This is a genomic window from Priestia sp. 3CA3, from assembly GCF_056836725.1.
Genome location: NZ_JBXENJ010000007.1, coordinates 137,425 through 153,162, shown reverse-complemented (window position 1 = coordinate 153,162; position 15,738 = coordinate 137,425). Strand labels below are relative to the sequence as shown.

Annotated in this window: 15 protein-coding genes; 14 read left to right on the top strand and 1 reads right to left on the bottom strand. The window is 39.0% G+C overall.

Annotated elements, in window-relative coordinates; genetic code table 11:
* Window positions 1–17 precede the first annotated feature (17 nt).
* Complete coding sequence (locus AC1VNJ_RS19285) at window positions 18–242, top strand: DUF2198 family protein (protein ID WP_028412034.1); 225 nt, start codon at window positions 18–20, stop codon at window positions 240–242.
* A gap of 315 nt (window positions 243–557) precedes the next feature.
* Window positions 558–1,472, top strand: coding sequence for a proline dehydrogenase family protein (locus AC1VNJ_RS19280; RefSeq protein WP_028412035.1), 915 nt, complete (start codon window positions 558–560; stop codon window positions 1,470–1,472).
* A 64-nt stretch (window positions 1,473–1,536) separates the two neighbouring features.
* On the opposite strand, the gene AC1VNJ_RS19275 is transcribed toward AC1VNJ_RS19280, so the two are convergent.
* Complete coding sequence (locus AC1VNJ_RS19275; RefSeq protein ID WP_047749599.1) at window positions 1,537–3,198, bottom strand: sigma-54 interaction domain-containing protein; 1,662 nt, start codon at window positions 3,196–3,198, stop codon at window positions 1,537–1,539.
* Between the two features lie 335 nt (window positions 3,199–3,533).
* Between AC1VNJ_RS19275 and uvrB the strand changes: the two genes are divergently transcribed.
* From uvrB to hisG, 12 genes are all read left to right on the top strand, one after another.
* Window positions 3,534–5,513, top strand: coding sequence for an excinuclease ABC subunit UvrB (gene uvrB, locus AC1VNJ_RS19270; protein WP_033580416.1), 1,980 nt, complete (start codon window positions 3,534–3,536; stop codon window positions 5,511–5,513).
* Between the two features lie 6 nt (window positions 5,514–5,519).
* Window positions 5,520–8,396: an excinuclease ABC subunit UvrA gene (gene uvrA, locus AC1VNJ_RS19265; RefSeq protein ID WP_028412038.1), complete on the top strand. Its 2,877-nt coding sequence runs from the start codon at window positions 5,520–5,522 to the stop codon at window positions 8,394–8,396.
* A gap of 87 nt (window positions 8,397–8,483) precedes the next feature.
* Window positions 8,484–8,795, top strand: coding sequence for a hypothetical protein (locus AC1VNJ_RS19260; RefSeq protein ID WP_013059730.1), 312 nt, complete (start codon window positions 8,484–8,486; stop codon window positions 8,793–8,795).
* Window positions 8,796–8,833: 38 nt separating this feature from the next.
* Window positions 8,834–9,925, top strand: coding sequence for a DUF4097 family beta strand repeat-containing protein (locus AC1VNJ_RS19255; RefSeq protein ID WP_028412039.1), 1,092 nt, complete (start codon window positions 8,834–8,836; stop codon window positions 9,923–9,925).
* Between the two features lie 41 nt (window positions 9,926–9,966).
* Window positions 9,967–10,161 carry a PspC domain-containing protein gene (locus AC1VNJ_RS19250; RefSeq protein WP_013059728.1) on the top strand — a complete coding sequence of 65 codons (195 nt, stop codon included), beginning with the start codon at window positions 9,967–9,969 and terminating at the stop codon, window positions 10,159–10,161.
* A gap of 2 nt (window positions 10,162–10,163) precedes the next feature.
* A complete protein-coding gene (locus AC1VNJ_RS19245; protein WP_013059727.1) occupies window positions 10,164–10,529 on the top strand; it encodes a phage holin family protein in 366 nt (121 codons plus the stop codon).
* Between the two features lie 190 nt (window positions 10,530–10,719).
* A complete protein-coding gene (gene hprK / locus AC1VNJ_RS19240) occupies window positions 10,720–11,655 on the top strand; it encodes an HPr(Ser) kinase/phosphatase (protein ID WP_013059726.1) in 936 nt (311 codons plus the stop codon).
* Window positions 11,656–11,671: 16 nt separating this feature from the next.
* The gene (gene lgt, locus AC1VNJ_RS19235) at window positions 11,672–12,505 is read left to right on the top strand and encodes a prolipoprotein diacylglyceryl transferase (RefSeq protein ID WP_033580417.1); all 834 of its coding nucleotides are present in this window, start codon (window positions 11,672–11,674) and stop codon (window positions 12,503–12,505) included.
* Between the two features lie 60 nt (window positions 12,506–12,565).
* Window positions 12,566–13,213 carry a pyrophosphatase PpaX gene (ppaX, locus tag AC1VNJ_RS19230; protein WP_482641189.1) on the top strand — a complete coding sequence of 216 codons (648 nt, stop codon included), beginning with the start codon at window positions 12,566–12,568 and terminating at the stop codon, window positions 13,211–13,213.
* Window positions 13,210–13,737 carry an acyltransferase gene (locus AC1VNJ_RS19225; protein WP_155008476.1) on the top strand — a complete coding sequence of 176 codons (528 nt, stop codon included), beginning with the start codon at window positions 13,210–13,212 and terminating at the stop codon, window positions 13,735–13,737. Before ppaX ends, AC1VNJ_RS19225 begins: the two co-directional genes overlap by 4 nt.
* A 183-nt stretch (window positions 13,738–13,920) precedes the next feature.
* Window positions 13,921–15,102: an ATP phosphoribosyltransferase regulatory subunit gene (locus AC1VNJ_RS19220; RefSeq protein ID WP_028412043.1), complete on the top strand. Its 1,182-nt coding sequence runs from the start codon at window positions 13,921–13,923 to the stop codon at window positions 15,100–15,102.
* Complete coding sequence (hisG, locus tag AC1VNJ_RS19215; protein ID WP_482641188.1) at window positions 15,102–15,734, top strand: ATP phosphoribosyltransferase; 633 nt, start codon at window positions 15,102–15,104, stop codon at window positions 15,732–15,734. The genes AC1VNJ_RS19220 and hisG overlap by 1 nt, the downstream gene beginning before the upstream one ends.
* The last annotated feature ends 4 nt before the right edge of the window (window positions 15,735–15,738 follow it).

The window sequence follows — 15,738 nt, the reverse complement described above, 5'->3', positions numbered from 1 at the left end:
AAAAAGGAGAAATGTTTGTGGAAGTCAAAACGATTGCCGCAGTTTTTCTACCCGCCATATTGCTTGTTCTGTTTGCTAGAGTAACATATAACCTATATGTTGCCACAGCGCTGACGCTTTTGTTGATAGCTGTTTCTGTATATAAAGGGTACGCAGATTATCCGCTTATTATTTTAATAGATTTACTTTCAGCAGCCATTGGTTTTATATATGCAAAAGGCATGCTAGCAGCTGGAAAATAAAGATTGTTGCTTTGATGATAAGTGAATCGTCCTATTATCAAAACGTACGCAAAAGCTCTCTACGAAATGTGGAGAGCTTTTTTATGTCGAAAAACGAGTTAGAACTCATAACACTGTTGTTACGGTTCCATCGATAAATGAGTATAATTAAATTAATTATACAAATATGTTTGTAAATAAAATAACTTAAACAATTTTGTGTAAATTATTTTAAATGTGTGTACAAATATGTAGTTGGGGTATAGAAAAATAAAGAAATTAATCTGAAAATTATATTTATTTTGATTTTTAAAAATAAAAGGAGGTTTAGTATCGATGGAAGTGTTAATGAGAACGATGTTTCAGTCGCTTGGCAAAAATCATTCAATGAATAAATTAGCTAAAAAGTATGGATTGCGGATGGGGGCAGCTCGTTTTGTTGCTGGAGACTCAATTGAATCAGCAATTCAAACATCCAAGGAGCTTAACAATGGTGGGAAAGTTGTGACACTCGATCATTTAGGCGAATTTGTTTTTACAGAAGAGGAAGCTAGGTTATCTACGGCCATGTGCATTCAGACACTAGAAGCCATTGCAGCATCGGGCGTTCAATCAAATTTATCATTAAAGATGACTTCTTTAGGATTGGATATTAGCAAAGAGCTTTGTATGGAAAATATGCGCAGAATTCTACACACAGCCAGAGTGAATGATATTTTTGTTCGAATTGATATGGAAGACTACTTGCACTGCCAAATCTCCCTTGATATGTATAAAGAATTACGTAAAGAATTTGATAATATTGGAATTGTGATTCAAGCGTATCTTTATCGTACAGAACAAGATATGAATGACTTACATCAATATCAAGCCAATTTACGTCTGGTAAAAGGAGCTTACAAAGAATCGCCAGAAGTATCGTTTCCGGAAAAGAAAGACGTAGATGAAAACTATAAAAAAATCATTAAAATGCATTTATTAAATGGACACTATACAGCTGTAGCAAGTCACGATGAGGAAATGATTCAGTATACAAAACGATTAGTAAGAGAAAACGGCATTTCAAATGATCAGTTTGAGTTCCAAATGCTTTATGGAATTTGCGTAGAGCTACAGGATCGTCTGGTCAAAGAAGGATATAAAGTCAGGGTTTATGTTCCTTACGGAATTGATTGGTTTGGGTATTTCATGAGACGCCTAGCCGAACGCCCCGCCAACGTATGGTTCGTATTAAAAAATTTCTCCAAATAAGTTCAGTTCAAGAAACATAAAAAATTCGACACAAGTATCCTGAGCTTCGTGTCGAATTTTTTAATTAGTTTAATCCGTATTCTTTGATTTTGTTATAAAGGGTGCCGCGCGAAATGCCAAGCAGATCTGCTGCTGCACTTTTGTTTCCATAGGTTTTTTGAAGAGTCTCTTCTATTAGCCTAGCTTCTTGGAGAGAATCTTCTTCTTTTTGAACTTCTGTGAAAGAACTGGCATCCTTCAGATTGTCAGGAAGGTGCGTAAGGGTAATCAACGACTGATCACTAAGAAAAATCATTCGTTCAATCGTATTTCTCAGCTCGCGAATATTTCCTGGCCAATCGTATTGCATAAAGGCTTCGAGAACTTCAGAGCTGATGAAAGGAGCCTTCTTTTTATACTTTTTACTAAATTCCTGTACAAATTGCTGCGTTAATGCTTCAATGTCTTCTTTATGGTCTCGAAGCGGCGGAATGATAATATTAATGACGGTCAGCAAATAGTAAAGATTTTCATGGAATTCACCGGCTTTTAGCAACTCTTCCAAAGGCGTCGTAGTAGAGGCTACAATTCGGGTTTGGACTTGAATTTCTTCCGTGCCTCCAACGTGATAAAAGGCTCGTTCTTCCAAGTAACGGAGAAACTTAACTTGAATTTCAAGAGGCATTTTATCAATTTCTTCAATAAATAACGTCCCGTTATGAGCCTGCTCCAGTTTTCCTGCAATGGTCGTTGGATCTTCTGAAAAGACGTCTTTTTGATGACCAAAGAGTTCAATTTCCAGAAGTCCAGATGGAATAGTGGCGCAATTTAAAGATAAAAAAGGTTCTTTATGTTTGGATCCCCCGTAGTGGATGGCCTGAGCCAGCATTTCTTTCCCAGAACCAGGTTCTCCTGTTAATAAAATAGGCATATCTGTAGATGCCACTTTTTTGGCAATGTCAACGGCTTGCTTAATTTCAGGACTGATACCCGCAAAAGAAGAAAATGGATTATCTTTCGGAATGAGAAGAGATACATCAATTTCTTCATTTAGTCTTACAATATTGGTAATGTCATGTTCGGTTGCGACTCCACCTATGACTCGGTTGTTTCTTATAATAGGAGATGCATTGATGAGCACGTGAGTTTGTTCATTAGGACGATGATACGTTCCGCGCACAGGACGCCCTTCATTTAGAATCGTATGTAGAATGATGGATTCATCTTTAAAATGCTCTCCGATTTTTCTACCAATAATATCATCTCTCTGAATCTTATACGTATGTTCCGCAGCAGTATTCCACAAGATTACATTTCCTTCATGATCGACCGCTGTCACTGCATCATTAATGGTTTCTGCCAATGTATCAAAATAGGAAGCTAATATCTCGTTTTGGCTATGCAAATGTGTAATCCACTGTGAAGGTGTTACAAGTCCTATTGTGGTTTCTTGGTTTTCTGCTTGAATGAGGACTGGTCTATTCCAGTTTGTGTTGGCTTGTAAATTGGCTAACGTAGAAGTAGAAGATGAAGGCCAATTTGTGTCCGCTATTACTTTTTTAATGGACGATGCCTCGTCATGACCTGTTAAAAGGTATCGTTCATCTTTTTGTATTACATAAAAGGTACTTGCTGTGACTACAACGAAATCATAGTTGGAAAGTTCAGATTTCACTTTAGCTAAAGAAGTTGATTCTTCAACTGTTATAAAGGAGTTATTTATAAGAACTTGATCAACGCTTGCCATACTAAACCCCTCTCAGTACATATTTTTTATACTGTATCATAATTTAGAAATTGGCGCAAAAGCCTATCTTTTTCAAACAATTAGGCAGCTTACTTTCTTTTATTGCTTTCATCTAAAGAGTTGTATTCCCCTCGAAAAGGGTAGTATAAGAATTTAGTGGGTAATAAAGTAACAGGGTAAAAAATCAAAACAAACAAACACTATATAAGATTAATACTCATTAGTTTCATTTATGAGTATAAAGTGATAAAATACGAATATCAGTTCGTGTTTTCGGTTTTTACATATCGTAATAAAAATAGATAAAACAAGAAAATAGAAACGGAGGCCTTCATTTGAAAGATCAGTTTGAATTAGTATCCCCATATCAACCGCAAGGTGATCAGCCAAAGGCAATTGAAAAGATTGTGAAAGGAATTAAAGAAGGTAAGCAGCATCAAGTATTATTAGGTGCTACAGGAACGGGAAAAACCTTCACTATGTCTAATGTTATTAAGGAAATAAATAAGCCAACATTAATTATGGCTCATAACAAAACGCTTGCTGGTCAATTGTACAGTGAGTTTAAAGAGTTTTTTCCTAATAATGCAGTCGAATACTTTGTCAGTTACTATGATTACTATCAGCCTGAAGCTTATGTACCTCAAACAGATACATTTATTGAAAAAGATGCAAGCATTAATGACGAGATTGATAAACTTCGTCACTCGGCAACTTCTGCTCTTTTTGAACGAAAAGATGTCATTATTATTGCCAGCGTATCCTGTATTTATGGATTAGGGTCTCCGGAAGAATACAAAGAAATGGTCGTATCTCTTCGAGTAGGAATGGAAAAAGAACGCAATCAGCTGCTTCGTACGCTAGTGGATGTACAGTACGAAAGAAACGATATTGACTTCAAGCGTGGAACGTTCCGCGTTCGCGGTGATGTTGTTGAGATTTTTCCTGTGTCTCGAGATGAACACTGTATTCGCGTGGAATTTTTCGGGGATGAAATTGACCGCATTCGCGAAGTCGACGCCTTAACAGGAGAAATTATTGGAGATCGTGAACACGTGGCTATCTTCCCGGCATCTCACTTCGTCACGAGGGAAGAAAAAATGCGTGTGGCCATTCAAAACATTGAAAAAGAACTAGAAGAACAGCTAGAGAAGTTAAAAGAAGCAGGAAAGCTTTTAGAAGCGCAGCGCTTGGAGCAGCGCACTCGCTACGACCTAGAAATGATGAGAGAAATGGGATTTTGTTCAGGAATCGAGAATTACTCTCGTCATTTAACGCTTCGTCCGGCTGGTTCTACACCTTATACACTGCTGGATTTCTTCCCGGAAGATTTCCTTCTTGTGGTGGATGAATCCCACGTTACCATTCCTCAAGTTAGAGGAATGTATAATGGAGACCAAGCGCGTAAACAAGTGTTGGTGGACCATGGTTTCCGCTTGCCGTCTGCATTAGATAACCGTCCGCTTAAATTTGATGAATTTGAACAGCATATTAAACAAATCGTCCATGTTTCAGCAACACCAGGTCCTTACGAACTTGAGAAGGCGCCTGAGGTGATTGAACAAATTATCCGTCCAACGGGATTATTAGATCCAAATATTGAAGTTCGACCAATTGAAGGGCAGATTGATGATTTAATTGGAGAAATTCACGACCGGATTAAGCGAAATGAACGAGTGCTCGTCACGACGTTAACAAAGAAAATGTCTGAGGATTTAACGAACTACTTAAAAGAAATTGGCATTAAAGTTCAATATCTTCACTCTGAGGTGAAGACGCTCGAGCGTATTGAAATTATCCGAGAGCTGCGGCTTGGAAAATATGATGTGCTCATAGGGATTAACTTACTTCGTGAAGGTTTAGATATTCCAGAAGTTTCGTTAGTAACCATATTAGATGCGGACAAAGAAGGATTCTTGCGTTCAGAACGATCGCTTATTCAAACCATTGGACGTGCTGCTCGAAATGCTAATGGACATGTCATTATGTATGCAGATCGCATCACAAACTCTATGGACATTGCTATCAATGAGACCAAGCGTCGTAGAAGTATTCAAGAAGCTTACAACGAAGAGCATGGTATTACACCGACAACGATTCAAAAAGAAGTTCGAGGCTCAATTCGTGCAACAGTAGTAGCAGAAGATACAGAAACGTATGAAGAAGCACCGGCATTTGATAAACTCAATAAAAAAGAAAAAGCAAAGCTCGTAGAAGAAATGGAACAAGAAATGAAAGAAGCAGCCAAAGCGCTTAACTTTGAACGCGCAGCTGAGCTTCGTGACTTGATTCTAGAATTAAAAGCGGAAGGGTGATAAAACATGGCGATGGAAAAAATCGTGGTAAAAGGTGCACGAGCCCACAATTTGAAAAATATCGATATTGAAATCCCGCGAGACAAATTAGTGGTATTAACAGGGTTGTCAGGTTCTGGTAAATCTTCTTTAGCTTTCGATACAATCTATGCTGAAGGACAAAGACGTTATGTCGAGTCACTTTCGGCGTATGCAAGACAGTTTTTAGGTCAAATGGATAAGCCAGATGTAGATTCGATCGAAGGATTGTCGCCTGCTATTTCAATCGATCAAAAAACAACGAGCCGAAACCCTCGTTCAACCGTCGGAACTGTGACCGAAATCTATGACTATTTGCGCCTTTTGTTTGCTCGTGTAGGAAAGCCGATTTGTCCTAATCATGGAATTGAAATTACGTCTCAAACGATTGAGCAAATGGTAGATAGAATTTTAGAGTACCCTGAACGTACAAAACTTCAAGTACTGGCCCCTGTGGTATCTGGCCGAAAAGGCACCCATGTAAAAGTATTAGAAGATATTAAAAAGGAAGGGTACGTTCGCATTCGAGTAGACGGAGAAATGCGTGAAATAACAGAAGAAATTGAACTGGAAAAAAACAAAAAGCACTCCATTGAAGTAGTGATTGATCGCGTTGTTGTCAAAGAAGGTGTAGCCGCTCGTTTGTCGGACTCTTTGGAATCAGCTCTTCGCCTTGGAGATGGGAAAGTAATTATTGATGTAATAGGTGAGGAAGAATTACTTTTTAGCGAGCATCATGCTTGTCCAAAATGTGGCTTCTCCATTGGAGAACTTGAGCCCCGCATGTTTTCATTTAATAGTCCGTACGGGGCGTGTCCAACGTGTGACGGGTTAGGAACGAAATTGGAAGTGGATAAAGATTTAGTGATTCCTAACTATGACTTAACACTTCATCAGCACGCAATTGCACCTTGGGAGCCAACAAGTTCTCAATACTATCCGCAGCTGCTTGAAGCCGTATGTACACATTACGGCATCGACATGGATGTGCCGGTTCGAGATATCCCGGAACATTTATTTGATAAAGTATTATATGGCAGCGGTAAAGAAAAAATTTACTTTCGCTATGAAAATGATTTTGGCCAAGTAAGAGAAAATCATATCGAATTTGAAGGTGTGCTTCGGAACGTAGAACGCCGTTATCATGAAACAAGTTCTGATTATATCCGTGAGCAAATGGAAAAATACATGGCTCAGCAAGCTTGTCCAAAATGTAAAGGAAATCGTTTAAAACGCGAAAGCTTAGCGGTGCTTATTGACGAAAAGCATATAGGAGATACAACACGCTTTTCAGTAAAAGAAGCATATGACTTTTTTGAAAGTCTCAGTTTATCTGAAAAAGACATGAAGATTGCGGATATGATACTGCGTGAAATTCGTGAGCGTCTAAGCTTTCTCATTAACGTGGGACTTGATTACTTAACATTGAACCGCTCTGCTGGAACTCTTTCAGGAGGGGAAGCGCAGCGCATTCGCTTGGCTACTCAAATCGGTTCTCGTTTGACGGGGGTTCTTTATATTTTAGATGAACCTTCTATCGGTCTTCATCAACGTGACAACGATCGCTTAATTCGCACAATGCAAGACATGCGCGATATTGGAAATACGTTGATTGTTGTAGAGCATGATGAAGATACGATGATGGCAGCTGATTATTTAATTGATATCGGACCAGGAGCCGGCGTACACGGGGGTGCCGTTGTTTCTCAAGGCACGCCTCAGGAAGTGATGGATGATGAAAATTCCTTAACGGGTCAATATCTATCAGGAGAGAAGTTTATTCCACTTCCAGCCGAAAGACGTTCGATAGATAAAGATCGGATGATTGAAATTATAGGAGCAAAAGAAAACAATTTGAAAAATGTAAAAGCAAAGCTTCCGTTAGGTGTATTCACAGCTGTTACAGGTGTATCTGGATCAGGTAAGAGTACGCTTGTAAATGATATCCTTCACAAATCATTGGCGCAAAAGCTGCATAAAGCAAAAAGCAAAGCAGGAGAACATAAAGAAATCAAAGGCATTGAACATTTAGATAAAGTCATTGATATTGATCAGTCTCCCATAGGCCGTACGCCTCGTTCAAACCCTGCAACCTATACAGGTGTATTTGATGACATTCGAGATGTATTTGCCCAAACAAACGAAGCAAAAGTGCGCGGATATAAAAAAGGCCGCTTTAGCTTTAACGTGAAAGGCGGCCGCTGTGAAGCTTGTCGAGGAGACGGTATTATTAAAATCGAAATGCATTTCCTGCCAGATGTATACGTTCCTTGCGAAGTCTGCCACGGCAAACGATATAACCGGGAAACTTTAGAAGTAAAATACAAAGATCAAAACATTTCAGATGTGTTGGATATGACAGTTGAAGACGCGCTTCACTTCTTTGAAAACATTCCAAAGATTAAGCGGAAGCTGCAGACCATTTACGATGTAGGACTTGGCTATATCACGCTTGGACAGCCGGCCACTACTTTATCGGGTGGAGAGGCCCAGCGTGTAAAGTTAGCTTCAGAGCTTCACCGTCGCTCAACAGGAAGAACGCTGTACATTTTAGACGAACCGACTACCGGTCTTCATGTCGATGATATCGCACGTTTATTAAAAGTGCTTCAGCGTTTAGTTGAAAATGGAGATACAGTTCTAGTGATCGAACATAATTTAGACGTGATCAAAGCAGCTGATTATCTACTTGATTTAGGGCCTGAAGGTGGAGATAAAGGCGGACAAATTGTGGCTACGGGTACGCCAGAAGAAGTGGCGAAAGTAAAAGAATCCTATACGGGCCATTATCTGAAGCCAATTTTAGAACGTGACCGTAAGCGTATGGAGAAAAAAGTTGAAAAAGCAGAGGCATTAACTCGTTAAAAGACACCAGCATTGGTGTCTTTTTTATAAAGAATGAAACTTTTTAACTCATTAAAACGTAATACATGATATAAGGAGCTGATTATTATGGAAGGAAATCGCATACTATCTTCCTTAAATTATTTTAGCGTTTTCTTTGCACCATTTTTATTACCTATTATTATTTATTTTGTTGTTCATAACATAGAAGTAAAGAAACATGCAAAAACTGCATTTTTGTCACATTTATTACCTATCGCTACAGCGATCTTGTTCTTATTTTTCTTGCTTCCTGCTCTTACTGGCTCTAGTGGAACGGTATTTATTCTTTTAATTGTAGCTTTAGTTGTTGTTTCTTTAGTTAATGTTGTTGTGTTTGTATGGAATATTGTAAAAGGGATACAAATATTAAGCAGATAAAAGTTAAATGACTAAAACGTAAAGAGGAGATGGAAGGTATGAGTGAAAAGCGCAAACAAATTTTACAGATGGTAGAAGAAGGGAAACTTAGCGTAGATGAGGCTTTAACCTTGCTGAATTCACTGGAAAAAGACTCAGCTAATGACTCTTACTATGCTACGCCTGATAAAGCTGAGCTATCCCCTTATGTAGGAGGAAAACAGAAAAAAACGTACGCTTCTAAGTCATCTCAAAGCTCTTTAAAGGAAAAATTATTTACATTTGTAGATCAAACGGTAAAAAAAGTAAAAGAAGGAGATTTAGATTTTAATTTTGGTCCTTCGATTGACGTTCAGCACATCTTTCAGCAATCAGAAGCATATATTCAAGAGATTGACGTAGATTTAGCAAATGGAAGCGTTCAACTCCGACCTTGGGGAAGTACAGAAGTACGAATAGAGTGTGAAGCTGCTATCTACAAAGTAGAGAATTCGGATGAAGCGCGCCGCACTTTCTTGCAGCATACCGCATTTTCCATCGAAAATGGCAAACTGCGCTTTGCAATTCAGCAAAAGCAAATGAAGGTGAAAGCGATTATTTATATTCCAGAAATGGAATATGAACGCGTCAAGCTCCGTATGTTTAATGGTTCAATCGATGGGGAAAGACTAAGCGTACGAGACCTGAAAGCCAAAACAGCTAATGGCACCATCCGCTTTTACGATGTGAATAGCCATTCTCTTGAAATGGAGACATCAAACGGGCATATGGAACTTTCTCGAATACTCGCTTCGAAATGTGAGCTTGAAACAATCAATGGAACGGTTAAATTTGATGGAGATACAAAAAAGATTGATGTTCAGACATTTAACGGGGATATTGATACGTATTTAAAAGGAGAGCGTATTGAAAAAGCATTTTTCAAAACGACTACAGGAAGCATTACGCTCTATACGCCGTCCCACCTCTCCGTTGATGGAGATTTGAAATCTAACTTTGGGAATTTTACGTGTACACTTCCTGAGATGGAAATAGTAGATGAGAAAAAAGAAACGGTGATGAAACAACTTCGTTTCAAAGCAAATGTCGCTTCGCCGAAAGGCTATAAATTGTTAGCTGAATCCAAAACGGGCTCAATTGTTATAAAATAGAAAATGCTTGTTTTAGTAAAAAAACAAAGGAGATGATTAACGTGCGAAAGTTGTATCGTTCGCGAACAAATCGCAAGCTTGCGGGTGTTATCGGCGGTATTTCTCAGTATATCGGAATAGATGCTTCACTACTCCGCGTATTGTTTATCATCAGTTTATTTTTTACAGTAGGTACTCCGGTCATTTTATATATGATTTTTGTGTTTTTAGTTCCAAATGAAGAAGGAGATTTCTAAAAATGTTATTGCGTGGAATCATTAGTATTTTAATCAATGCCCTCGTATTAATCGTAATCGCAGGTTATATTGACACCTTTCACTTGGAATCGGTCAGTGCAGCTATTATCGCGAGCTTAATTCTATCGATTTTGAATGTGTTTGTTAAGCCGATTTTAATTTTACTCACCCTGCCGGTGACGTTTCTTACGCTTGGCCTATTCTTATTCGTCATTAATGCCATTACGCTGATGATTACACAAAGTGTTATGGGAGATTCTTTTAATATTGACGGGTTTGGTACAGCGCTTTTAGCCTCAGTAATCATGTCGCTTTTAAATGCGCTTATTCAACGAGTGATTGTTGAACCGCTTCAAAATAGAAGATAACTTTCTTGCAATATTTAATTTTCTAAAAAAGATGGTAAGGCGATGCAGCCTATGCCATCTTTTTTTCTTTTCTTTCCGTATTAATGATAAAATAAAGTGGCTAGTAGAACCAAACGCGACATAAAAGCGAGAGTTGGATATACTGTAGACATGAACAGGTATATGACTGTTTATAAAAGGAGGATGCACGGTGGTTAAAGTACGTACAAAAGACATCATTGAGAAATTTAAATTAGAGCTTATTAGCGGAGAAGAAGGAATCGACCGTCCTATTTCAACAAGTGATATTTCACGCCCGGGTATTGAAATGGCAGGTTATTTTACATATTACCCAGCAGAACGTATTCAGCTGTTAGGTAAAACAGAACTATCATTTTTTAAACAGTTAGATGATGAACAAAAAAAAGTTCGAATGGAAAAGATGTGTACAGATATCACGCCGGCTATCATTGTTTCGCGCGAAATGGATGTACCGAAAGAACTTATCGAAGCTTCAGAGCGTGAATCAGTTCCTGTGCTGCGTTCGAGCTTTAAAACAACGCGACTTTCCAGCCATTTAACGAATTTTCTTGAAAGCCGGCTAGCACCTACGACTGCCCTGCACGGCGTATTAGTTGATATATACGGAATTGGTGTATTAATCATGGGAAAAAGCGGCGTTGGTAAAAGTGAAACAGCTCTAGAGCTTGTTAAGAGGGGTCATCGTCTAGTAGCCGATGACTGTGTGGAAATCCGTCAAGAAGATCAAGACACCCTTGTAGGAAATGCGCCTGGTTTAATCGAGCATTTGCTTGAAATTCGAGGACTAGGGATCATCAATGTGATGACGCTATTCGGCGCAGGAGCTGTACGAAGCTATAAGCGAATTTCACTTGTTATTCAGTTAGAGACATGGGATCAGCAGAAACATTATGATCGCCTTGGTTTAGAAGAAGATAAAATGAAAATTATTGATACAGACGTTACAAAAATTACATTGCCAGTACGTCCGGGACGAAACTTAGCTGTTATCATTGAAGTGGCAGCAATGAACTTCCGCTTAAAGCGTATGGGTATTAACGCAGCAGAACAATTTTCTGCACGTCTAACAGATGTAATTGAAGAAGGAGACCGTGAAGATTTATAAGAAAGGGTGTTAACTTGTGGAAGCAACTATTCAGCCGTTAGATCGCGTTTTCCTTGAAATTGGCCCTCTAACGGTCTACTGGTATGGTGTCATTATCGGTGCAGGTGTTCTGTTGGGTCTTTATATTGCGACAAGAGAAAGCGTAAGAAGAGGCTTATCAAAAGATACATTTGTTGATCTTATTCTATTTGCTGTGCCAATAGCTATTATTTGTGCACGAATTTATTATGTATCCTTTGAATGGGGATACTATTCAAAGCATTTGAACGAAATACCTCAGATTTGGCAAGGCGGGATCGCCATTCATGGTGGCTTAATCGGAGGCGTATTAACTGCCATTGTGTATTCGAAAGTAAAAAAGATTTCATTTTGGAAGTTGGCTGATATTGCTGCGCCTAGTTTAATCCTTGGCCAAGCCATTGGGCGCTGGGGCAACTTTATGAATCAAGAGGCACATGGGGGGCCGGTTACCCGTGCTTTTTTAGAAGGGTTGCACCTTCCAAATTTTATTATTAACCAAATGTATATTAATGGTACATATTATCACCCTACGTTTTTATACGAATCATTATGGGATTTTGCCGGATTTATCCTGTTAATGGTACTTCGCCGCACCAGTCTGCGAAAAGGAGAAATTTTCTTATCTTATTTAATCTGGTACTCAGTTGGACGCTTCTTTGTAGAAGGGCTTCGCACGGATAGTTTAATGCTGACGCATACACTCAGAATCGCTCAAGTTGTTTCACTTGCACTGATTGTCATAGCCATTATTTTAATTATTATCCGCCGCGTGACGGGAATGAGTAAACAGAAATACTTAGAGAATGAAGAAACACAATCTAAGGCGTAAATGAAGAAAAGCTACAAGGTTTAGACAAACTTGATTTGACGCAAGGGAAGGAAATGAATAATGACGATTAATACGGTTTTGTTTGATTTAGACGGTACGTTAATTGATACAAATGAATTAATTATTGCTTCGTTTACTCATACGCTTAATCACTATTATCCTGAACAATACACTCGTGAAGATATTTTACAGTTCATGGGTCCGCCTTTATACGACACGTTTGTAGAAATGGATAAAACGAAAGTAAACGAAATGATTGAGATGTATCGCACGCATAATCTAGCCAATCATGATTTGCTTGTGAAAGAATTTGAAGGCGTACTTGAAACAGTTAAATGGCTGCACGAGCAGAATTATAAATTAGGTATTGTCACAACTAAGCAAAGAAATACGGTCATGATGGGGCTTAAGTTAACAAAGTTAGATCAGTTCTTTAATACGATTGTCGCAATTGAAGACGTAACAAATGCAAAGCCGCATCCTGAGCCGGTCGAAAAAGCGCTGAATCTGCTTGATGCTAAACCTGAAGAAGCGCTGATGGTAGGAGATAACCATCACGATATCGTTTCCGGCCAAAGAGCTTACACGAAAACAGCTGGAGTTGCTTGGAGTGCAAAAGGAAGAGATCATATCGCTTCTTATAACCCTGATATTATTTTAGAAAATATGACGGATTTAATTAATATATTAAAAGGAGAACGTCAGTGAGAAAAACAACGCGCTATCCGGTTAAAGGAGCTAACTCCCTTTGGCATGTCTATAAGACCGTGCCTTTTTGGAAAGTAGTGCGCAACTTCCTCATCATTCAATGCGCTCGTTATACGCCTGTTCTTTCGATGAAAAACTGGCTGTATAAAGCGTGCTTAGGGATGAAAGTAGGACCTCAAACATCCTTTGCCCTTATGGTGATGCTTGATATTATGTTTCCTGAAAAAATACAAGTAGGACGCAATACGGTCATTGGATACAATACCACTATTCTCGCTCATGAATATCTGATAACGGAATATCGTCTTGGAGATGTCATCATTGGGGATGAAGTGATGATTGGAGCAAATAGCACCATCCTTCCAGGTGTAACAATCGGCAACGAAGCGGTTGTAGCGGCTGGAACGGTGGTTCATAAAGATGTAGCACCCGGTTTCTTTGTTGGAGGTAACCCTATGCGTGTCATCTATACAAAAGAAGAAATGGAAAAGCGCAGGGAAGCAGAACCTAAAGCCACAACTTAGCAAGAACTAAGCTGTGGTTTTTTTTGTAAATTTGAACAGCTGGCGGTTGACGGCTGACTTTATCGGGTGTAAACTATCAATAACTTTAATTTGTTATTTCGCTAATACATTAGCGCGATAAAGTAAAATCAACCTATCAATGGTTCCTTAATAGATAAAATCAAGCTTAAAGGACGTGTCAGAATGTCAAAGTTATTTATGTTTGAAAAACCCCTTGGAATGAGAGATACCCTGCCAGCTCTTTTTGAAAGAAAAAAACAAGTTCGCAGTCAGCTGGCAGATGAAATCAGCAGCTGGGGCTATCAATATATGGCAACACCTACTGTGGAATACTACGAGACGGTAGGAAGCGCATCAGCTATTTTAGATCAACAATTGTTTAAACTTTTAGATAAAGAAGGGCATACGCTTGTGCTGCGACCGGATGTAACAACGCCATTTGCACGTGTGGCCGCTTCAAAACTTTTAAATAATTCTCCTTTGCGCTTAGCTTATGAAGCAAATGTATTCCGAGCTCAGCAGCGTGAGGGTGGCCGCCCGGCGGAGTTTGAGCAAATAGGCGTTGAGCTAATTGGAGATGCTACGATGAGCAGCGATGCTGAAGTCATTGCTCTCATGATCGGCGCATTAAAAAGAGCGGGACTTAAATCATTTAAAGTCGCAATTGGCCACATCGGGTTCGTTAATTCGCTTTTTTTAGAGATTGTCGGAAATGAAGAACGTGCTAACGTGCTTCGCCGCTTTTTATATGAGAAAAATTACGTGGGTTATCGTAATCATGTAAAAGATTTGAATCTATCTTCTATCGATAAACAGCGTCTCCTTCAGCTGCTTAACCTGCGTGGAGATGAAAAGAAGATTGAAGAAGCGGTTGAACTCGTTGAAAACGAAGCTGGGCAAAAAGCAGCCGGTGATTTGAAAAAGCTATGGAATATGCTTGATGCGTACGGTGTAACGGATGAAATTAAAATTGATTTTAACTTAGTCAGTCATATGAGCTATTACACAGGTATTTTATTTGAAGTTTTTGCTGAAAACGTTGGTTTCCATATCGGTAATGGAGGACGTTATGACCAGCTTCTTGAAAAATTCGCGTCTAAAACACCAGCTACAGGATTTGGAATTCAGCTCGACCGCTTAATTGAAGCGCTGGGCGAAGAAGTATATGAGCCTTCAGTAGTGTACGGCATATTATATAGTCAAGAGCGTTTAGATGAGGCATTAGCTTTAGCTGCTGAACAGCGCAAGCAAGGATACCGGGTAGTGACTCAGGAAATTGCGGGCGTTGATGATGTTGATGTATTTACTGCACAGTTTGAAGAAGTCACGTTTCTAATTGGAAAACGAGGCAAGGGGGGACAATAATGAGTGAACTATTAACAATTGCAATGCCAAAAGGACGTATTTTTGAAGAAGCAGCTGAACTTTTGCGTCAAGCATACTTTCAATTGCCGCCAGAATTTGACGATTCGCGCAAGCTGATTGTAGACATTCCTGAAGAGAACATGCGCTTTATTTTAGCGAAACCAATGGACGTTACTACTTATGTAGAATACGGAGTAGCGGATCTTGGTATTGCAGGCAAAGACGTAATGTTAGAAGAAGAACGAGATGTCTATGAGCTGTTGGATTTAAATATTAGTAAATGTCATCTGGCCGTTGCCGGCTTGCCTAATGCTAAAAAATCAGAAATTGCTCAAAAAGTGGCAACCAAATATCCAAATGTAGCATCTACTTATTTCAGGGAGCAAGGAGAGCAAGTAGAGATTATTAAATTGAATGGTTCGATTGAATTAGCGCCTTTAATCGGCCTTGCTGATCGGATTGTTGATATTGTATCAACAGGACAAACACTAAAAGAGAACGGACTTGTTGAATTGGAGCACATTGAAGATATTACATCGCGTTTGATTGTGAACCCTGTAAGCTATCGTTTAAAAGACGAACGAATTGATGATTTAGTGAATCGTTTAGCCCAAGTGGTTCAACCTGTATAAAAGA